Consider the following 18,906-nt stretch of genomic DNA (forward strand, 5'->3'; position numbering starts at 1 on the left):
GCTAGTCCAGCGGCAGTTCGAACCAGACGGTCTTGCCGGCCCCGGCCGGTTCCAGGCCCCACCGGTGGGCGAGGGTGTCGACGAGCGCGACACCCCGTCCACCGGTCGCCGTCGGCGGGACGTGGCGCACGAGGGGCTTGCCCGCCCCGCCGTCGCTGACCGAGACGCGCACCGACCCCTCGAGCTGTCGCAGCCGGACCTCGATGGGCTCGCCGCCGTGGCGGACGGCGTTCGTGACCAGCTCGGTGGTCAGCAGCTCCAGCGTCTGCCGGACCTGGGTGGGGAGGGTGACGGCGCCGAACTGCTCGCGCAACCACGACCGGGTGCGCCGAGCAGCCGACGGATCGGCTCGCAGCTCCAGACGCGTCATGCCACCTCGTTCGTCCCCCGGTCCGTGCTCGTCCCGGGTCCAACTCTGGCACCCGCACGCGCCGGGGCAACCCGGACCCACCCCGCGACCCGCCGGAAGGGGTGCCGAGACCGTCCCCGGCGGGGATGATGCACCGGTGCGGACGGAGGCGACGGCGGAGCAGACCCCGGAGGGGCTGGGGGCGACCACCCTCCTGCCCGCCCACCCCGACGTCGACCTGGACCGCTTCGCCCGGCTGGGCACCCTGGCCCTGGGCGTGCCGGTGGCGCTGGTGTCGATGGTCAGCCGCGACGGCCAGGTCCTGCCCGGGGCGGTGGGCCTGCCCGAGCCGTGGCAGACGGACCGCCGGACCCCGCTCACGCACTCCCTGTGCCGGCACGTGGTGACCACCGGCGCCGTCTTCGCCGTCGAGGACGCCCGCCTGGACCCGCTCACCGCCGACTCCCTGGCCATCCCCGACCTCGGCGTCGTCGCCTACGCCGGCGCCCCGCTGCGGCTGCCTGACCCGGGCACGGGGCTGGCCGCGGCCGGTGCCCCCGTGGTGGGGGTGCTGTGCGCCATCGACGGCGCGCCGCGCCGCTGGACGCGGGAGCAGCTCAGCGTGCTGGAGGACCTGGCCGCCGCCTGCTCGGCCGAGCTCGGGCTGCGCGTGCTGGAGGAGCGCAACCGCCTGCTGCTGCGCCTGGGTGACGCCCTCGTGGGGGCGCGCACCGTCGAGGAGGTCAGCGCCACCGTCGCCCGCGTGACCAGCTCGGAGCTGGGCGGTGCCTGGAGCGGTCTGCTCCTGCCCGACGGGCACGGCCGGCTCCGCTTCACGACGATGGCAACGCTGCCGCCGGAGACGCTGCCCGCCTGGCAGACCATCGACCTCGACGCCCCCGTCCCCTCCGCCGCCGCCGCCCGCGAGCGCCGCCCCCTGCTGTTCGCCTCGATCGGGGACCTGCGCGCGGCGTACCCGCTGGTGGAGACGAAGGCCCTCATGCCCGACTTCGGCGCCTCGGCCTACCTGCCCCTGCTCGTGCAGGACCGGCTCGTGGGGGTGCTGTGCCTGGTGTGGGCCTCGGAGCGGCAGACGCTGGAGGCCGAGGCCGACGTGTGGAGCGCGCTGGCGCGGTTCACGGCGCAGGCGCTGGACCGGGCCATGCTCGACGCCGAGCGCCGTTCGCGCGCCCAGGTGCTGCAGCAGTCGCTGCTGCCGCGGCTGCCGGAGTCGACGGGTCGGCTGCAGGTGCGGGGGCGGTACGTCCCGGCCACCCGGGAGGAGCAGATCGGGGGCGACTGGTACGACGTCGTCGTCGGGCCGCAGGGGGCGGTGACGCTGGTGCTGGGCGACGTCGTCGGGCACGACATGGCGGCGGCGGCCACGATGGCGCAGGTCCGGGGGTTGCTGCGGGCCTTCGTCTGGGACCGCGGGCCGTCCCCGACGGGGCCGGTGCAGCGGCTGGACCGGGCGCTGCCCGGGCTGGGGGTCGACGCCCTCGCCACGCTCGTCGTGGCGTGCGTGGAGGAGGGCCCGGACGGGTTCGCGCTGCGCTGGACCAACGCCGGGCACCCGCCGCCGGTGCTGCTGCACCCCGACGGGCGCACGGACCTGCTGGTCGGGGTGCCGGACCTGCTCGTCGGGCTCGTCCCCGACGCCCCGCGGCACGAGCACGTGGTGCCCCTCCCGCCGGGCTCGACGCTCGTGCTCTACACCGACGGGCTCATCGAGCAGCGCGGCCGCAGCCTGGCCGGGGGCATCGAGAGGGTGCGCGAGTCGTTGCGGGGCAACCGGTCGACGGACCTGGACGTGCTGCTGGACGCCCTGCTGGAGGAGCTGGTCGGGAACCGGGGCGAGGACGACTGCGCCCTCCTCGCCGTCCGGTTCCCCTGACGGTCACGGGTCCGCACGGGGTCCGCGCGAGACCCGCGCGGGGTCACAGGACGGCGGTCAGCTCCAGGTTGACGTCGTCGGGGTCCTGCAGGGACAGGACCGCGAGGCCCTGGTCGAGGTCGAGGACCTCGCCGTGCTCGATCCCGCGGGCCGAGAGCCGGTCGGCGGCGTCCTGCAGGTCCGCGCGCGAGCCGACCCGCAGGCTGAGGTGGTCCAGGCCGACGCGGGTGGAGACGAACCGGTCGCCGGCCCCGGCCACGGGCCGCAGCCCGAGGAGCTGGTCGCCGAGGGCGAACACGCAGCCGCCGTAGAACCTCTCCCGGTCCTCGCGGACCCCGGGGTCGGCGGCCTCGGCGCTGAAGTCGACGGCCGGCTCGAGGCCGAAGACGTCCTGGTAGAAGGCCTTGGACCGGGCGATGTCGGTCACGGTGAGGCGGACGTGGTGGATGCCGGTGGGTCGGGCGGCGGGTGCGCCCCCGGGGGAGGTGGTCATGCGCTCAACCTCCTCCGGGCGGGGCCGGTCCGCACGCCGGGACCGGGCTAGCGTGCGGTCGTGACCGGATCCCTCACCGACGTCGCCGGGCTGCAGGTCGGGCAGGTGACCCGCCGCGGGGACGGCTGGCTGACGGGCGTCACCGTCGTCCTGCCGCCCCCGGGCACCGTCGGCGGCGTCGACGTCCGCGGCGGCGGCCCGGGCACCCACGAGACCGACGCGCTGGACCCCCGCACGCTCGTCCCCACCGTGGACGCCGTCGTGCTCACCGGCGGGTCGGCCTACGGCCTCGTGAGCGCCCACGGCGTGCAGCGCTTCCTCGCCGGGCGCGGGCGCGGCTTCCCCGTCGGGACCGCGCCCGGGGAGGTCGTGCCGATCGTCCCGGCGGCCGCCGTCTTCGACCTCGGCCGCGGCGGCGTGTTCGGGAACCACCCGACCGAGGAGATGGGCTTCCAGGCCGCGGCCGTCGCCACGACGGGACCGGTCGGGCGCGGTGTCGTCGGCGCGGGCACGGGGGCCGTGGTCGGGGGCCGCTGGAAGGGCGGGGTCGGGACCGCCTCGGCGCGGGTTCCGGTGCCGGCCGGGGAGGCCGGCGCCGAGGTCGTGGTGGCGGCGCTCGCGGTCGTCAACGCCGTCGGGGTGCCGGTGGGGGGCCCTGCCGAGCGCGGCCCCGCGTCCCCGCTGAACACGACGCTGGTCGTCGTGGCCACCGACGCCGCGCTGGACCCGGCGGAGACGTCGCGGACGGCGACGGCGGCGCACGCGGGGCTGGCGCGGGCCCTGGACCCGGTGCACACGCTCGCCGACGGGGACACCGTGTTCGCGCTGGCGACGGGGGCGGTGCCGCTGGCCGCCGACCGGCCCGCGCGGGTCGGGCAGCTCGTGGCGCTGCAGCAGGTGGCGGCCGACGTCGTGCGCGCCGCCGTGCTGGACGGGGTGGCGTCCGCGGAGCCGGTGGGGGACTGGGCCCGCTTCCCGGGCTGAGCCCGCGGTGCCTCAGGCCCCGGCGGTGCGCAGGTCGATCGTGCGGGTCGAGGGCGCGGCCGACCGCACGCGGCCCTTGCCCGACCCCTTGGCCGCGTACATCGCCTGGTCGGCCTGCTGCAGCACGCGGGCCGCGTCCTGGGAGGCGTCGGCCATCGCCAGGCCCACGCTGATCCCGACCCGGAACTCCCAGCCGGCGACGGGGAACGGGTCGGCCATCGCGGCGACGACGCGCTCGGCGACGTCCGCGGCGCTCGCCTCGTCGGGCAGGCCGGGGCAGACGACGGCGAACTCGTCCCCGCCGAGGCGGGCCACCGTGTCGCCGGGTCGGACGGCGGCGCTGAGGCGGGCGGCGACGTCGATGAGGACGTGGTCGCCCGCGGCGTGGCCGCCGGTGTCGTTGACGGGCTTGAAGTCGTCGAGGTCGCAGTACAGCAGGGCCACCCGGTCGCCGCTGCGGGCGGCGGCCGACAGCGCGTGCCGCAGCCGGTCCTCCAGCAGCGTCCGGTTCGGCAGGCCGGTCAGCGGGTCGTGCAGCGCGGCCTCGCGCAGCCGGCGCTGCACCAGCCGGCGCTGGGTGACGTCGGCGACCTGGACGACGGCCCCCACCTCCCCGGGCCGGCCGTCGTCGCCGGGGGTGGGCCAGGCCGCGGCGGCCAGCTCCAGCCACACCTGCCCATCGCCGTGCTGCAGCTCGGTGTGCCAGTGCGCCTGCCGCCCCCGGCCGACCTCCAGGGCCATCTCGGACACGGCGGTGACGAAGGTCTCGCGGTGGTCGGGGTGGACCTGCTCGGACCAGTCCGAGCCGACGGGGACGGTGGTGCCGAGCATCGACTCCAGGCGCTCGTTGACGCGCGCGACGACGGCCGACCCGTCCGGTCGCAGCCGCAGCAGCGCCACCCCGAGCAGGGCGTCGTCGAACGTGCGGCGGAAGACCTCCTCGCGCCGTTCGGCCGTGACGGCGGCGCGCTCGCGGGAGCACACGACCAGCGACATGACGAGGGCGACGGCGCCGGAGACGAACAGCAGGGCCTGCAGGGCGAGGGAGCCCTGGGGCCCCTCGCCGTAGGGGCCCAGGCCCCGGGCCGTGCCGGTGGTGGCGACGACGGCGACGACGAGCTGGCAGGTCAGGGCGCGGCCCACGCCGAGACGGGCTGCGCCCCACAGGATCGACACGATGACGAGGAAGGCCCACGGGCCGCGGGCCGGGTTCTGGAAGACCGCGGCGGAGACGGCCGCGGACAGCGTCAGCACGAGGGCCCACTCCGAGGTCGCAGCGCGCGAGCGCCGCCGGTCGGCCGTGCGCGGCACCCACGAGGAGGGGGGCAGCAGGAGCAGGGGGGCCACGAGCAGGATGCCCAGCAGCTGGGCCAGGGCGTACGGGCCGCCGGCAGCGGGGTCGGCGGTCTGCACGAGCAGCGTCGCTGCGCCGACCCCGGCGCCGGCCCCGGCGGTGAAGCGCCAGGCGTCCCGTCCCCGCCGCAGGCGCGCGGACTCCCCTCGGCCGAGCGCGGAGATCAGCGCGGCGCCGACCCCGCACTGCAGCGCCTGCGCGCTGGCGAAGACGGGGACCTGGACGCCTCCCACCGGCAGCAGGTGGGTGGCCAGCGCCGACCCGACGAGCGTCCCGGCGACGCACCACCACCGCCGGGCCGGTCGCCGGGCGGCCAGCCCGAGCGCCGCCCCCGCCGCCGGCCACCAGAGGACCCCGGTGAGGTCGTGCGTGTGGGCCAGGGCCGGCATGAGCGACGTGAGGAGGGTGACGAGGAGGGCTGTGGTGACTGCGAGCCGGAGGCCGCCGCCGCGCACGGGGGCGGGCGGGCGGGTGGTCCGGGCGGCCTCACCCGTCCGGCCCTGCGGGGCTCTCACGATCATGACCACCTCCTCGGCAGGTGGGGCGCGGTCCTTGAGTGCTCCGTCCGGGTGATTGCTGATCGTGTCTTAATCGTCACCGAACGTGCTCTCATCGGACCACCGCGGGGTGCGGACGGCCGGCAGCCGCGGGGTCGGCGTGTCGCCGAGCACCACCGGGACGAGCGCTACCGGGGCGCGCGGCCCCCGGCCGCCTGGGCCCGTGCGCGGCGCTCGGCCTCCAGGAACCGGTCGTGCGCGGCGTGCGCCGTCACCCGCGACGTGACGTCGACCTGGTACCCGGCGACGTGGGTGACGTCCCCGCCGCCGTGCCGGACCGGGGCCAGCAGCAGCTCGTTCCAGAAGACCGACCCGTCCGCGCGCCGGTTCAGCAGCGTCTCGCGCACCGGCTCCCCCGCCGCGTCGAGGGCCGCCTGGTCGTAGCCGACGAGACCGGGCAGGACGCTCGCGTCGAGCGCGGGTGGACCGTCGGGGACGGAGGACATCGGGACCCCTCCGGGTGGCCGGGAGGGGGCGGACGCCCCTCCTCGATGGTGCCCCCGGTCACCCGTCCGGCGCAGCCGGACCGTCCGGCCGGTGCAGCGCCCGGTGCCCGACACTGGGGCCGTGAGCATCCCGCACTCCTCGCACTGGGGGGCCTTCTCCGCCGTCGCCGCCGACGGTGGCGTCCAGGTCCTGCCGCACCCCGACGACCCCGACCCCTCCGCGCTGCTCGGCAACGTCGCCGTCGCCGCGACCCCCACGGCGCGGGTGCTGCGCCCGCACGTGCGCCGCGGCTGGTGGGAGGACGGTCCCGGACCGGACGAGCGCCGCGGCCGCGACGAGTTCCTGCCCGTGGAGTGGGACGAGCTGCTGGACCGCGTCGCCGCCGAGTACCGGCGGGTCCTGGACGCCCACGGTCCCCGCGGGGTCTACGCCGGGTCCTACGGCTGGGCCAGCGCCGGGCGGTTCCACCACGCCCAGAGCCAGCTGCACCGGTTCTCCCACGTCCTCGGCGGCGCGGTGCGCTCGTCGTGGACGTACAGCCACGGGGTCGGGGAGGTCCTCATGCCCCGCGTCGTCGGCAGCCAGGAACCGCTCATCTCCCCGACGTCCTGGACGAGCATCGAGGAGCACACCGACCTCGTCCTCGCGTTCGGCGGCCTGCCGGCCAAGAACTCCGAGGTCGCCAGCGGCGGGATCAGCCGGCACGAGGTCGCCGGCCGGCTGCGGCGCGCCCGCGAGCGCGGCGCGGAGTTCGTCCTCGTCTCCCCGCTGCGCGACGACCTCGCCGCCGAGCTGGGGGCGCAGTGGCTCGACGTCGTGCCGGGCACCGACGCCGCCCTGCTGCTGGCGATGTGCCACGTCCTGGAGGCCGAAGGTCTGCACGACGCCGCGTTCCTGCGCCGTTGCACCGCGGGCTCGGAGGAGTTCCTCGCCACCCTGGGGGAGTTCACGCCCGAGTGGGCCGAAGGGGTCACCGGGGTTTCCGCGGCGACCGTCCGCGACCTGGCCCGCCGGGCCGTCCGCGGCCGGACGATGGTCACGGTGAGCTGGTCGGTGGCCCGCACCCGGTTCGGGGAGCAACCGCTGTGGGCGGCCGTCGCGTTCGCCGCGATGATCGGCCAGATCGGGCTGCCCGGCGGGGGTTTCGGCCACGGCTACGCCTCCACCGGCGGGGTCGGCAAGCGGGCCGGTTCCTACCCGCTGCCGACGTTCCCGCAGTTCGCCGACCCGCTGCGCGTGCGCATCCCGGTGGCCCGCATCGCCGACGCCCTGCTGCACCCGGGGCGGGAGTACGACGTCGACGGCCGCCGCGAGACGTACCCGCACCTGCGGCTCGTGCACTGGGCCGGGGGGAACCCGTTCCACCACCACCAGGACCTGAGCCGGTTGCAGCGCGCGTTCCGCGCCGCCGAGACCGTCGTGGTCCACGAACCGTTCTGGACGGCCACGGCCCGGCACGCCGACGTCGTGTTCGCCTCCACGACCACGCTGGAGCGCGAGGACATCGGCGCCGCCCGCTACGACGACCGGCTCATCGCCATGGGCCGGGTCCACGAACCCCTCGGGCAGGCCCGCGACGACTACGACGTCCTGGCCGGGTTGTCCCGGCGGCTGGACACCGGCGAGCGTTTCACCGAGGGCCGCACGGGCCCGGAGTGGGTGGAGCACCTGTGGGAGGAGTGGCGCACCGGACCGGCGGCGCGCGCCGGGATCACCGCGCCGCCGTACGCGGAGTTCCTCGCCGCGGGGGAGTTCGTGCTGCCGCCCGAACCCACCGAGAAGGTGATGTTCGCCAGCTTCCGCGCCGACCCGGACACGTACCCGCTGCGGACCCCCAGCGGCCGGGTGGAACTGCACTCGCCGACGATCGCCGGTTTCGGCTACGACGACTGCCCCGGCCACCCGGTGTGGCTGGCACCGGAGGAGGTCCCCGACGCGGAGTTCCCCCTGCACCTGGTGGCGAACAACCCCGCCACCCGGCTGCACAGCCAGCTCGACCACGGCGCCACGTCGCAGGCCGGGAAGGTCGCCGGGCGCGAACCGGTCCGGATGCACCCCGCCGACGCCGCCGCCCGGGGCCTGCGCGCCGGGCAGGTCGTCGTGCTGCGCAGCCGCCGCGGCAGCTGCCTGGGCGGGCTCGTCGTCTCCGACGCGCTGCGCCCGGGGGTGGTGCAGATGTCCACCGGCGCCTGGTTCGACCCCGTCGCCGGCGCGGCGGCGGGCGTCACCTGCGGGCACGGCAACGTCAACGTCCTCACCCGCGACGTCGGGTCCTCGCGGCTGGCCCAGGCCTGCACGGGACAGCACGCGACCGTGCAGGTGAGCGCGTTCGAGGGGGACCCGCCCCGGGTCACGGTGTTCGACCAGCCGTCCTGACGGTCCTCGACGGGCGAAACCCGGTGGCGGCCACCCGGCCGCCCGGGCAGCCTCGGGAGGTGCTGCCCGTCGACCTGCACCCGTTCACCGCCCTGCGCCTGACCGTGCCCGACCCCGGTGGGGACGTGGAGCTGCGCACGGGCGACCTCGACGGCGTCGTGGAGCTGTCCCGCGTCGCCGCGCGCGGGATCCACGCCGAGGACGCGATGCCCTTCGCGTTCCCCTGGAGCGACTGCGCCCCGGACGAACGGGCCCGCCGCACCTTCCGCTGGCAGCTCGGCGGGTGGGCCTCGTGGACCCCGCAGGACTGGCGCCTGGACTTCGTCGTGCGCCGCGCCGGGGTGGTCGTCGGCACGCAGTCGCTGGAGGCGCGCGACTTCGGGGTGCTGGGGGAGGTGGGAACCGGGTCGTGGCTGGGCCGGGAGCACCAGGGCCGGGGGACGGGCACGCTCATGCGCGCCGCCGTCCTGCACCTGGCCTTCGCCGGGCTGGGGGCGGTGCGCGCCCGCAGCGACGCCTTCGAGGACAACCCCGCCTCGCTGCGGGTCTCGGACCGGCTCGGCTACCGCGACGCCGGCCGGCGCACCCTCGTCCGGCAGGACCGGCCCGCGGTGAGCCGGCGGCTGCACCTCGACGTGGCCGACTGGTCGGCCCGGCCCCGTCCCGCCGTGCACGTCGAGGGTCTGGAACCGGTGCTGGCGGCGCTCACGTAGCGTGCTGGGCTGCGAACTGCAAGTCCTGGCGCGGGGACTGGGCCGAACGGGTCGGCGGACGGCTCCCGGTGGGGCATCATGGGCCTCCGAACACGGCGCGTCGCCCGGTAGGGCGCGCTGCGCCACCGAGGTGCGGAGGTGCCGCAGGTGACCACCGAGGGATGGCCTGACGACAGGCTCACCTCGTCCGACGTCCCGTCGCTCGTGCGCCACCACGCCGGGCCGGCCGAGGACCCCGACCGCTACGAGCTGCTGGGGGAGGCCGAGGGCGCCGACGAGGCGTGGCACGTGCTCGACCACCGCGCCGCCACGGGCGAGGCCCTGTTCACCCTCGCCGCCCTGCGCCCGGCCCCCGACCTGGAGGTCCGGCACGTCCCCGGCGGGGAGGGGGCGGAGCCCGCGGGCGAGGTCACCCCCGCCGAGGAGCTGTGGCGCGAACGCGCCGCGGGCCTGGCCCGGGTCCGGCACGCCCGGCTGGCCGGGGTCGTCACCACCTTCCCCGGCCCGGCGCCGCACCCGCCCGGTCAGGCCGGCACCGACGGACCCGAGTGGAACTACGCCGTCCTGGAGCAGGCCGCCGGCCGTTCCGTCGCCGACTGGCTGCGCGACGACCCCGGTGCCGGGGTCGAGGAGCGGTTCACCGTCCTGGCCACTGCCGCGAGCGTCCTGTCCGAACTGCACCGCGGGTCCGAGGACTCCCCGCCGCTGGTGCACGGGGACATCACGCCCCGCTCGGTCCGCCTCGGCGGGTTCTGGCCCGCCGACGGGGTCCGCCTCGCCGGGGCCAGCCTCGGCGGCCTGCGCCGCGGGCCGCTGCACCACCCGCACACCGTCTACACCGCGCCGGAGGTCCGCGCCGGCGGACTGCCCTCCGCGGCCGCCGACGTCTTCGGCTTCGGCGCCACGGCGCTGTTCCTGCTGACCGGGGCGCCGCCGGTCACCTCGGCCGACGGCGTGGTCGAGGCTTCCCTCGTGCGGCGCCAGCTCGCCGCCGCCCCCCTCACCGCGGCCCACCCGGGTCTGGCCGACCTGCTGCTGCAGGCCCTGTCGCCGGACCCGGCCCAGCGGCCCGACCGGCTGCCCGCGTGGGTCAACGGGATGCGGGCCTTCGTCGAACCCCGCCCCACCCTCGACGCCGGCGCCGGCCGGTCCGCGCCGGCCGAGCACGTCCTGGTGGCCCCGCCGCCCCCCACCCGGTCCCTGCCCAAGCGGCCCGTCGTGGTCGTCGTGGGTGCGCTCCTGCTCGCCACCGCCGGCACCGCGGTGGCCATCACGGCCGTCCAGCAGGGCAGGCTGCGCGACGTCCCCAACCCGGTCGCCATCGTCCAGCCGCCGCAGGAGTCGGAGCCCGCGCCCGCCACGTCGGTGCCCGGGCCCGCCCCGAGCGCGGCGGGCACCACGGCGGGACGCTCCGGCGGCACCGCCCAGGGACCGTCGGCGCGGCGCAGCACCCCGGCCCCGGCCCGGACGACCGGCCAGGAGGACCGGCGGGACCCCTCGCAGGCCCCGTCGCAGGCCCCGGCGCAGGAGCCCTCCGCCGGTGCGGTCCCCGGGTCCGGCCTCCCCTCGGGGACCGGTGCGCCCGGGCTCGTCCCGCCCACCGCCCCGCCCGCGCAGACCCCCACGGCCTCGGCCGCCCCGCCCCTGACCGGCCCGACCCCGCCGGCGGGCACCCCTCCCACCAGCCCGCCGACCAGGACGCCGACCGGCACGCCGACCCTGCCCACGCCGTCGACGAGCCCGCCCACGACCCGGCCCACCCCCAGCGTCCCCTCGACGATCCGTCCGCCCACCCGCAGGCCCGTCGTGCCCCCGCCCGCCGTGACCCCCGCGAACCCCACGCCCCCGGCGGTCACCCCGGGCACCCCCACAGCGACGCCGACCGGGACCCCCACGACGACGCCGACGACGACGCCGACGACGACGCCGACGGGGACACCGACGGGGGCCCCCGCGCGGCCGTCCTCGACCCCTCCCGGCCCCCCGGGCACCCCGCCCGGGGACGCACCCGGCGGGCCGCTGCGACCGCGGACCGGTCCGACGCCCTGAGCCCGGCGCAGTGAGGTCGGACCGGCCTGGAAAGGCCCCGTCGGCCGACTGACCGGTCGTGCCGCACCGCCACCGGGTCACCGCGGCGAGCCCGGTGGCGAGGCTGTGGAGGTGTCGTGCGAACCGCCGCGGGCCCCGGTGGGCGTCCAGTGGCCCGCACCCGCCGACGCATACTGGAGCGGCAGCTGCCGATGGAAGGCTGCCCCCCACCCGATCGCCGGAGGACCAGACCCCAGTGGCTTCGCGACGCCCAGACCCCGTCCCGCCGCACCGCCCCGCCGCCCGGAAGGGGGCCGGTGGCGCCCGCCCGACCGGCCGCCGGCCGCGCCGCCGCAAGGTCCTGGGCTGGGTGCTCGGCCTCGTCGTCGCCGGCGTCGTGCTGGCCGTGGGCGGCTTCGCCGCCGCCTACGCCTTCGTGCAGGTCCCGGACCCCAACAAGCTCGCCGACGCGCAGACGAGCACCGTCTACTTCTCCGACGGCACGACCGAGCTGGGCACCTTCGCGGCGCGCAACCGCGAGAACGTCACGCTGGACCAGGTCCCCGACCACGTCCAGAAGGCCGTGCTGGCCGCCGAGGACCGCGGCTTCTACGAGAACCGCGGCGTGTCCCCCACGGGCATCGCCCGCGCCGTGTGGACGAACCTCAGCGACGGGACGACCCAGGGCGGGTCGACGCTGACCCAGCAGTACGTGAAGAACTACTACCTGAGCGACCAGCAGTCCTACTCGCGCAAGGCCAAGGAGTTCTTCATCGCGCTGAAGATCGACCAGCAGCAGTCCAAGGACGAGACGCTGCAGAACTACCTCAACACCGTGTACTTCGGTCGCGGCGCGTGGGGGATCCAGGCCGCGGCCCAGGCCTACTTCGGGGTCGACGCCGCCCAGCTCGACGTCTCCCAGGGTGCGCTGCTCGCCGCGCTGCTCAAGGGCCCCAGCAACTACGACCCGCGCAAGGGCCCGCAGCAGACCGAAGCCGCCACGGTCCGCGTCGGGTACGTCCTCGACGGGATGGTCTCCGAAGGCTGGCTGTCCCCGGACGAGCGCGCCGCGGCCGGTCTGCCGGAGACGGTCGAGCCCACCCCGGACAACCAGTGGCGGGGCCCGAACGGGTTCCTGCTGAAGACGGTCGAGGACGAGCTGACCGGCAAGGTCGGCCTGTCCGAGGACGACGTCGAGGCGGGCGGTCTGAGGATCGTCACGACCTTCGACGCGAAGGCGCAGGCCGCCGCCGTCCAGGCCGTCCAGGACCAGCTCCCCTCCAAGCTGCCCGAGGGCTTCCACGCGGCGCTGTCGGCCATCGACCCCAGGACCGGTGGCGTCACCGCCATGTACGGCGGGGCGGACTACCTCGCCAACCAGTTCAACGACGTCACGCAGGCCCGGGCGCAGCCGGGCTCGACGTTCAAGCCGTTCGCGCTCGTCGCGGCGCTGGAGGACGGCATCTCGCTGCGGACGACGTTCAACGGCTCCAGCCCCCAGTCGGTCGACGGCAACCCCTTCTCCAACTTCGGGCGGGAGCAGTTCGGCCGCATCGACCTGGTGACCGCGACCGAGCACTCGGTCAACACCGTCTACGCCCAGCTCAACGACCGGGTCACCCCCGCCAAGACCCGTGACGTCGCCGTGGCCGCGGGCTACCCCGAGGACGACAAGACGGGCACGGCCGGGCCGCAGTACATCGCCAACGTGCTCGGCACGTCCTCCCCGCACCCCATCGACGTCACCCAGGCCTACGCGACGTTCGCCGCCCAGGGGCAGCGCACGGCGTGGCACACCATCGCCAGCATCGACGACTCCACCGGGACGCGGACCTACACCGCCTCGCCCACGACGCAGCAGGCGTTCCCGAGCGACGTCGCGGCCGACGCCACCTACGCGATGGAGCAGGTCGTGAACTCCGGCACCGGCGCCTACGCCAAGCGGCTGAACCGGCCCGCGGCCGGCAAGACGGGGACGACGAACGACAACCTCGCGGCCTGGTTCGCCGGGTACACCCCGGACTTGGCCGCCACCGTCGCCCTGTTCCAGACCACCCCGGACGGGACGAAGAACGTCTCCCTGGACCTCGGCGGCCGGGAGGTCACCGGCGGGTCCTACCCGGTCCGCATCTGGACCTCCTTCATGCGCGCCGCGCTCGAGGGCACACCCAAGACCGACTTCCCCGACCGGGCGAACGTCGGCTCCTCGCGCGGCTCGTCCTCGTCCTCCTCGTCGGGGTCCTCGTCCACCTCCTCCTCGCGCCCGGCCCCGAGCCGGACGTCCACCGGGACGGCGACCCAGACCCCCACCGACAGCCCCACCGGTGACCCGACCGACGACCCGGCTGACGACCCGGCCGACGGGCCGACCGACGGGGCGAGCGACGGGGCGAGCGACGGGCCGACCGCTACCCCGACCGGCACGCCCTCGCGGAGCCCCGGCGGCGCCACCGGCACCCCGACCTCCGGCGCCGCCGCGCCGGGCCGCTCGACCGCGACCAGCCGCCCCGGCGCTACGGCCACCGGCGCCGCCGACGCCCGCAGCCAGGGTCAGGGCACGGGCCAGGACCGCGGTGGGGCCAGCGCGCCGGCCCCGGCCACCACCCTGGCGGACGAGGGGTAGGGGAAGCTGCAGGGGTGAGCCCGCAGACCCCCGACCACCCCCCGGAGGCGCAGGCGCCCCCCGCGCCGCCCCCCGTGTCGCCCACGACGGTGGACCCGCTGGCCCGGGCCGGCAGCGAGGTCCTCGGCGGTCCCGCCGGCCGCCGCCTCGGCGGTGAGGGTCCCTGGTGGGCGCGGGCGCTGCCCGTCTCGGTGCTGCTCGCCGCCCTCGCCGTGGCGCTGGGCGCCGTCACCAAGCACCACTGCCGCGCGCAGGGCTGGAACAGCCCCGACCAGTTCGTGCACGCCTGCTACTCCGACCTGCCGGTCGTCTACACCTCCTCCGGGCTCGCCACCGGCGCCGGCCCCTTCTCCGGGGGCGTGAGCCTGAGCCAGCCGCCGCTGACGGCGCTGCTGTCCTGGCTGGTGGCCCGCGTCGTGCCGCACGAGGTGAGCGTCGCGGCGCAACGGTCCTACTTCGACACCGCCGCCGTGCTGCTCCTGCTCGCCGCCCTCGTCGTGGTCCTCGTCGTGCACGCGCTGGCGGGCCGGCGCCGCGGCTGGGACACCGTGCTGCTGGCCGCCAGCCCCGTCCTCGTCCTGTCCTCGCTGCTGTCGTTCGACCTCGCCGCCCTGGCCCTGGCCCTGGCCGGCCTGGCCTGCTGGGGACGGCGGCACCCGGTCGCGGCCGGTGTCCTGCTCGGCCTGGCGCTCGCGGCCCGGCCGTACCCGCTGCTGCTGCTGGTCGCGCTCGCCGTGCTCGCGGTGCGCACCGGACGGCGCCGCGCGGCCGGGCTGAGCGTCGGGACGGCGCTGGCGGTGTGGGCGCTGGTGAACCTGCCGGTGGCGCTGCTGGCGCCGGCGGCCTGGGCCGCGCCCCTGCGCTCGTTCCTGGACCAGCGCGCGGGGTACGGCTCGTTGTGGCTGCTGCCCCAGCTCGTCCAGCAGGCCGTCGGCGTGCAGGGGGCCTCGGGGCTGCCCGGGCGGGCGGTCGTGGTCCTGACGCTGGCCGCCTGGGTGGTCTGGGTGCTGCTCGTCGCCGTCTTCGTCCTGTGGGCGCCGCGGCGCCCGCGCCTGGCGCAGGTCGCGTTCCTGCTCCTGGCCGGCGTCGTCGTCCTGGGGGCCTCCGTCCCGCCGCAGGCCTCGCTGTGGCTGCTGCCGCTGGCGGTGCTCGCGGTGCCCCGCTGGCGCGAGCACGTCCTGTGGTGGGCGGCCGAGGCTGCCTACTCCGGGGCGGTGTGGCTCTACATCGCGGGGCAGACGAACACCGACCGCGCCCTGCCGCCGGAGCTGTACGCGGCGTTCCTGCTGGCCCGGGCGGCCGCGGTGGCCTGGCTGGTCGTCCGCGTCGTGCGCCAGGTGCGGCACCCGGCCGAGGACCCCGTGCGCGCCACCGGCGGTCTGGACGACCCTGCGGGCGGTGACCTCGACCGGGCCCCCGACGCGCTCGTCGTCCGGGTGGCGTGACGTCCCGGGCTCCACAGGGGCCCTGCGGCCCCCGGCCTGTGGACGGGCGGCCGTGCGAGTGGGGGCGGGGTGGACCGCGGCGGCACAGTGGACGCCGTGGGGCCGGTAGACTCGTCGGGTTCCCCTCCACGTCGTGGCTCGTCCACGCACGCGGGCGGGGGCAGACACGCACCGAGACCCTCCTGCCACGGAGAGACCGTGGCCGCTGAGACCGAAGGAGGTGGGGAATGAGCGCGCGTCAGTACGAGCTCATGGTGATCCTCGACGCGGAGCTGGAAGAGCGGACCGTCGGTCCCTCGCTCGACCGCTTCCTCAACGTGGTTCGCCAGGGTGGTGGCGAGGTCGGCAAGGTCGACATCTGGGGCCGCCGCCGGCTCTCCTACGACATCAAGAAGAAGTCCGAGGGCATCTACGCCGTCGTCGAGCTCAACACCGAGCCCGCCGTCGCGCAGGAACTCGACCGTCAGCTGAACCTCAACGAGAGCGTTCTGCGGACCAAGCTGCTGCGAGCCGAGGCTGCCTGATGGCGGGTGAAACCGTCATCACGCTGATCGGGAACCTCACCAACGACCCCGAGCTGCGCTTCACCCCCTCCGGCGCGGCGGTGGCCAACTTCACGGTCGCCTCCACGCCCCGCACGTTCGACCGCCAGTCGAACGAGTGGAAGGACGGCGAGACGCTGTTCATGCGCTGCGCGATCTGGCGGGAGGCGGCCGAGAACGTCGCCGAGTCGCTGACGCGGGGCACGCGGGTCGTGGTGACCGGTCGGCTGCAGTCGCGCACCTTCGACACGAAGGAAGGCGAGAAGCGCACCGTCATCGAGATGCAGGTCGACGAGATCGGCCCCTCGCTCCGCTACGCAACGGCGAAGGTCAACAAGACCTCCCGCGGCGGCTCCGGCGGCGGTGGTTTCGGTGGCGGCGGCGGGTTCTCCGGCGGCGGCAGCGGTGGCAACGGCGGCGGTGGCGGCGGCTGGGGCGGCGGCTCCGGCGGTGGCGCCCCGCAGCAGCAGGACGACCCCTGGGCCACCGGCCCGTCCGGCGGCAGCCAGGGCGGCGGCGGTGGTTGGGGCGGCGCGTCGAACGACGACCCGCCCTTCTGACAGCTCTGAACACCATTCCATCCCAGGTCTGACGCCTGGGCTCTCACGAGAGGGGAGCACCACGATGGCCAAGGTGCCCGTGCGCAAGCCCAAGAAGAAGCAGAACCCGCTGAAGGCCGCCAAGATCGAGGCGGTCGACTACAAGGACACCGCGCTGCTGCGCAAGTTCATCTCCGACCGCGGCAAGATCCGCGCGCGTCGGGTGACGGGCGTGTCCGTCCAGGAGCAGCGTCAGATCGCCAAGGCGATCAAGAACGCTCGCGAGATGGCGCTGCTGCCCTACAGCAGCTCCGCGCGCTGAGAAGGGGTCACGAGATGAAGCTCATCCTCACCCACGAGGTCACCGGCCTCGGGACCCCCGGCGACGTCGTCGAGGTCAAGGACGGCTACGGCCGCAACTTCCTGCTGCCCCGCAACCTGGCCACCCCGTGGACCAAGGGCGCGGAGAAGCAGATCGACGCGATCCGCAAGGCCCGCAAGGCCCGTGAGATCGCCTCGCTCGACGACGCCAAGGCCGTCAAGCAGTCGCTCGAAGCCCGCACGGTGGCCTTCGCCGCCCGGGCCGGCCAGGGTGGGCGCCTCTTCGGCGCCATCACCCCGGCCGACGTGGCCCAGGCGGTCTCGGCCGCCGGTGGCCCCTCGATCGACAAGCGCAAGGTCGAGATCCCGCAGCCGATCAAGACGACCGGCACGCACAAGGCTCTCGTCCGCCTGCACGCGGACGTCTCCGCGACGGTGACCATCGACGTCGTCGAGGCCACCGCCTGAGCAGGTCCTGCTGAACGACCGGAGGCCGGTCGCACCCACGGGTGCGGCCGGCCTCCGTCGTCCCCGGGGCCGGGGCCGGGGCCGGGGGCCCGGGTCAGGGGCGGGTGCCGGCGCCGGTGACCATCCAGACGTCCCGGCGTTCGCGCCGGACCAGCGTCACCAGGCGCGCGAGGGTGTAGAGCCCGGCGAAGGCGGCCCACAACCCGACCAGTCCCCACCGTCCCGGCGGGGCCAGCCACAGCACGGCGAGCGCGGCCGGGACGTAGCAGGCCAGGGTGAGGACCCCCGCCCGCGCGAGGTAGGGGCCGTCGCCGGCGCCGATGAGGACGCCGTCCAGGACGAACACCCACCCGGCCGCCGGCAGGCACACCGCCAGGACCACGAGGGCCGCCACGAGGAAGTCGCGGACCTCGCCCTCGGGGGCGAAGAAGCCGGCGAGCAGCGGGCTGGTGACCCCGATGAGCAGCCCGAGACCGGCCCCGACGGCCACCCCCCACTGGACCATCCGCCGGATCGTCGCCCGCACGTCCGCGACGTCACCGGCGCCCAGGGCGCGCCCGACGAGGGCCTGCGCGGCGATGGCGAGGGCGTCCAGGGCGAGGGCGGTGGTCGTCCACACGGTGTTCGCGACCTGGTGCGCGGCGATGCCCGCATCGCCCTGGGCGGCGGCGACGAACGTCGTCAGCAGGGCCGCCACGCGCAGGGTCACCGTGCGCACGAGCAGCGGGACGCCGTCGCGGGCGTTGCGCAGGACGCCGAGGGGGTGGGGCCTGACCCGGGCCCCGGTGCGCCGGACGCCGCGCGCGACGACGGCGGCCAGGGCGAGGGCCATGAGCAGCTGGGTCACGGCCGTCCCGGCGGCCGACCCGGCGATGCCCCACCCGAGGCCGTGGACCAGCAGCAGGTTCAGGCCGGCGTTGAGGACGGCCCCGGCGGAGGCGACCACGAGCGGGGTGCGGGTGTCCTGCAGCCCGCGCAGGACACCGGTGGCGGCCAGCACGACGAGCATCCCCGGCAGGCCGGGCAGGCTCCAGTGCAGGTAGGTCAGGGCGTGGGGCCGGGCCTGCCCGCTGACGCCCAGCAGGTCCACGGCCGGCCCCGAGCCCAGCCGCAGCGCGACGGCGACCACGACACCCAGGCCCAGGGCCAGCCACAGGCCGTCCACGCCCTGGGCCAGGGCACCGCGCAGGTCCCCGGTGCCCAGGCGGCGGGCCACGGCCGCCGTCGTGCCGTAGGCGAGGAAGACGAAGACGCTGACGGCCGTCGCCAGGACGGCCCCGGCGATGCCGAGACCGGCCAGCGGGAGGGTCCCGAGGCGGGCCACGATCGCCGAGTCGGCGAGCAGGAACAGCGGTTCGGCGACGAGGGCGCCGAGCGCCGGGACGGCCAACCGGAGGATCTCGGCATCACGGTCGGTCACCTTGAGGCCTCTTGACACAGCGTTACCCAACCGCAACAGAACCGACTTCTCCTCGTCCGGACGAACGTTCTCGTCTCCACAGCTGGTGGACAACCTGTGGGTGGCATCGTCGCAGGTCAGCGGTGTCCAACCCGTCTGCGTCCCCCGGTCCCGGCGACTTGTCCCCAGCCTTGTCCACCCCCTGTGCACAACGGTCCCCAGTTGATCCACAGCCTGTCCACCGCCCTGTGCACAGGGACATTTGACCGGCGCACGGCTCGTCGGTCACTGTGCCCGTGGACGTGTCGGAGCCGTCCGCTAGACCTGCGGGCAGAGACCGTCGCGGGGACGTCTCCGAGGGAAGAGGGTCTGCT

The 18,906-nt window shown here is 76.2% G+C and carries 16 protein-coding genes; 11 read left to right on the forward strand and 5 right to left on the reverse strand.

The features are described from left to right. Nucleotide 1: 1 nt before the first annotated feature. A complete protein-coding gene (locus AB2L27_RS08345) occupies nucleotides 2-370 on the reverse strand; it encodes an ATP-binding protein (protein ID WP_370441020.1) in 369 nt (122 codons plus the stop codon). 136 nt (nucleotides 371-506) lie between these two features. Between AB2L27_RS08345 and AB2L27_RS08350 the strand changes: the two genes are divergently transcribed. Continuing rightward, nucleotides 507-2,243 (forward strand): GAF domain-containing SpoIIE family protein phosphatase, encoded by a 1,737-nt coding sequence (locus AB2L27_RS08350; protein WP_370441021.1) that lies wholly within the window; start codon nucleotides 507-509, stop codon nucleotides 2,241-2,243. A gap of 43 nt (nucleotides 2,244-2,286) precedes the next feature. Here the strand turns inward: AB2L27_RS08350 and AB2L27_RS08355 are convergent, their stop codons facing one another. Beyond that, on the reverse strand, nucleotides 2,287-2,736 hold the full coding sequence (locus AB2L27_RS08355; protein WP_370441022.1) for a VOC family protein: 450 nt from the start codon (nucleotides 2,734-2,736) through the stop codon (nucleotides 2,287-2,289). Between the two features lie 60 nt (nucleotides 2,737-2,796). Here AB2L27_RS08355 and AB2L27_RS08360 point away from each other — a divergent pair, with 60 nt between their 5' ends. Continuing rightward, the gene (locus AB2L27_RS08360) at nucleotides 2,797-3,720 is read left to right on the forward strand and encodes a P1 family peptidase (RefSeq protein ID WP_370441023.1); all 924 of its coding nucleotides are present in this window, start codon (nucleotides 2,797-2,799) and stop codon (nucleotides 3,718-3,720) included. Nucleotides 3,721-3,732: 12 nt separating this feature from the next. Here the strand turns inward: AB2L27_RS08360 and AB2L27_RS08365 are convergent, their stop codons facing one another. Further along, a complete protein-coding gene (locus AB2L27_RS08365; protein WP_370441024.1) occupies nucleotides 3,733-5,595 on the reverse strand; it encodes a diguanylate cyclase domain-containing protein in 1,863 nt (620 codons plus the stop codon). A 164-nt stretch (nucleotides 5,596-5,759) separates the two neighbouring features. Beyond that, nucleotides 5,760-6,077 carry a PAS domain-containing protein gene (locus AB2L27_RS08370; RefSeq protein WP_370441025.1) on the reverse strand — a complete coding sequence of 106 codons (318 nt, stop codon included), beginning with the start codon at nucleotides 6,075-6,077 and terminating at the stop codon, nucleotides 5,760-5,762. Nucleotides 6,078-6,198: 121 nt separating this feature from the next. On the opposite strand from AB2L27_RS08370, the gene AB2L27_RS08375 reads away from it, so the two are divergent. The 9 genes from AB2L27_RS08375 (at nucleotide 6,199) to rplI (ending at nucleotide 17,133) form a co-directional block, all read left to right on the forward strand. Beyond that, nucleotides 6,199-8,454, forward strand: coding sequence for a molybdopterin-dependent oxidoreductase (locus tag AB2L27_RS08375; protein WP_370441026.1), 2,256 nt, complete (start codon nucleotides 6,199-6,201; stop codon nucleotides 8,452-8,454). A gap of 59 nt (nucleotides 8,455-8,513) precedes the next feature. Then, nucleotides 8,514-9,167 carry a GNAT family N-acetyltransferase gene (locus AB2L27_RS08380; protein ID WP_370441027.1) on the forward strand — a complete coding sequence of 218 codons (654 nt, stop codon included), beginning with the start codon at nucleotides 8,514-8,516 and terminating at the stop codon, nucleotides 9,165-9,167. Nucleotides 9,168-9,314: 147 nt separating this feature from the next. Then, the gene (locus AB2L27_RS08385; RefSeq protein WP_370441028.1) at nucleotides 9,315-11,216 is read left to right on the forward strand and encodes a serine/threonine-protein kinase; all 1,902 of its coding nucleotides are present in this window, start codon (nucleotides 9,315-9,317) and stop codon (nucleotides 11,214-11,216) included. Between the two features lie 235 nt (nucleotides 11,217-11,451). Further along, on the forward strand, nucleotides 11,452-13,818 hold the full coding sequence (locus tag AB2L27_RS08390; protein WP_370441029.1) for a transglycosylase domain-containing protein: 2,367 nt from the start codon (nucleotides 11,452-11,454) through the stop codon (nucleotides 13,816-13,818). Nucleotides 13,819-13,832: 14 nt separating this feature from the next. Then, on the forward strand, nucleotides 13,833-15,263 hold the full coding sequence (locus AB2L27_RS08395; protein ID WP_370441030.1) for a glycosyltransferase 87 family protein: 1,431 nt from the start codon (nucleotides 13,833-13,835) through the stop codon (nucleotides 15,261-15,263). A 227-nt stretch (nucleotides 15,264-15,490) separates the two neighbouring features. Further along, nucleotides 15,491-15,787, forward strand: coding sequence for a 30S ribosomal protein S6 (rpsF, locus tag AB2L27_RS08400; RefSeq protein WP_366170110.1), 297 nt, complete (start codon nucleotides 15,491-15,493; stop codon nucleotides 15,785-15,787). Continuing rightward, entirely contained in the window at nucleotides 15,787-16,365 is a 579-nt protein-coding gene (locus tag AB2L27_RS08405; protein ID WP_370441031.1) for a single-stranded DNA-binding protein, read from the forward strand. The genes rpsF and AB2L27_RS08405 overlap by 1 nt, the downstream gene beginning before the upstream one ends. Before the next feature lie 64 nt (nucleotides 16,366-16,429). Continuing rightward, nucleotides 16,430-16,666, forward strand: coding sequence for a 30S ribosomal protein S18 (rpsR, locus tag AB2L27_RS08410; protein WP_012085900.1), 237 nt, complete (start codon nucleotides 16,430-16,432; stop codon nucleotides 16,664-16,666). A gap of 14 nt (nucleotides 16,667-16,680) precedes the next feature. Further along, nucleotides 16,681-17,133 carry a 50S ribosomal protein L9 gene (gene rplI / locus AB2L27_RS08415; protein WP_370441032.1) on the forward strand — a complete coding sequence of 151 codons (453 nt, stop codon included), beginning with the start codon at nucleotides 16,681-16,683 and terminating at the stop codon, nucleotides 17,131-17,133. Nucleotides 17,134-17,227: 94 nt separating this feature from the next. Here rplI and AB2L27_RS08420 read toward each other — a convergent pair whose 3' ends face one another. Continuing rightward, nucleotides 17,228-18,553 (reverse strand): MATE family efflux transporter, encoded by a 1,326-nt coding sequence (locus AB2L27_RS08420; RefSeq protein ID WP_370441033.1) that lies wholly within the window; start codon nucleotides 18,551-18,553, stop codon nucleotides 17,228-17,230. Nucleotides 18,554-18,906 lie beyond the last annotated feature (353 nt).

This window comes from Kineococcus halophytocola (genome assembly GCF_041276425.1).
Taxonomy (GTDB): domain Bacteria; phylum Actinomycetota; class Actinomycetes; order Actinomycetales; family Kineococcaceae; genus Kineococcus; species Kineococcus halophytocola.

Bases quoted from the DNA above. Each gene is read 5' to 3' on its own strand.
- AB2L27_RS08355 (WP_370441022.1), bottom strand. From the start codon at position 2,736: ATGACCACCTCCCCCGGGGGCGCACCCGCCGCCCGACCCACCGGCATC.
- AB2L27_RS08370 (WP_370441025.1), bottom strand. From the start codon at position 6,077: ATGTCCTCCGTCCCCGACGGTCCACCCGCGCTCGACGCGAGCGTCCTG.
- AB2L27_RS08345 (WP_370441020.1), bottom strand. From the start codon at position 370: ATGACGCGTCTGGAGCTGCGAGCCGATCCGTCGGCTGCTCGGCGCACC.
- AB2L27_RS08405 (WP_370441031.1), top strand. From the start codon at position 15,787: ATGGCGGGTGAAACCGTCATCACGCTGATCGGGAACCTCACCAACGAC.
- rplI (WP_370441032.1), top strand. From the start codon at position 16,681: ATGAAGCTCATCCTCACCCACGAGGTCACCGGCCTCGGGACCCCCGGC.
- AB2L27_RS08365 (WP_370441024.1), bottom strand. From the start codon at position 5,595: ATGATCGTGAGAGCCCCGCAGGGCCGGACGGGTGAGGCCGCCCGGACC.
- rpsR (WP_012085900.1), top strand. From the start codon at position 16,430: ATGGCCAAGGTGCCCGTGCGCAAGCCCAAGAAGAAGCAGAACCCGCTG.
- rpsF (WP_366170110.1), top strand. From the start codon at position 15,491: ATGAGCGCGCGTCAGTACGAGCTCATGGTGATCCTCGACGCGGAGCTG.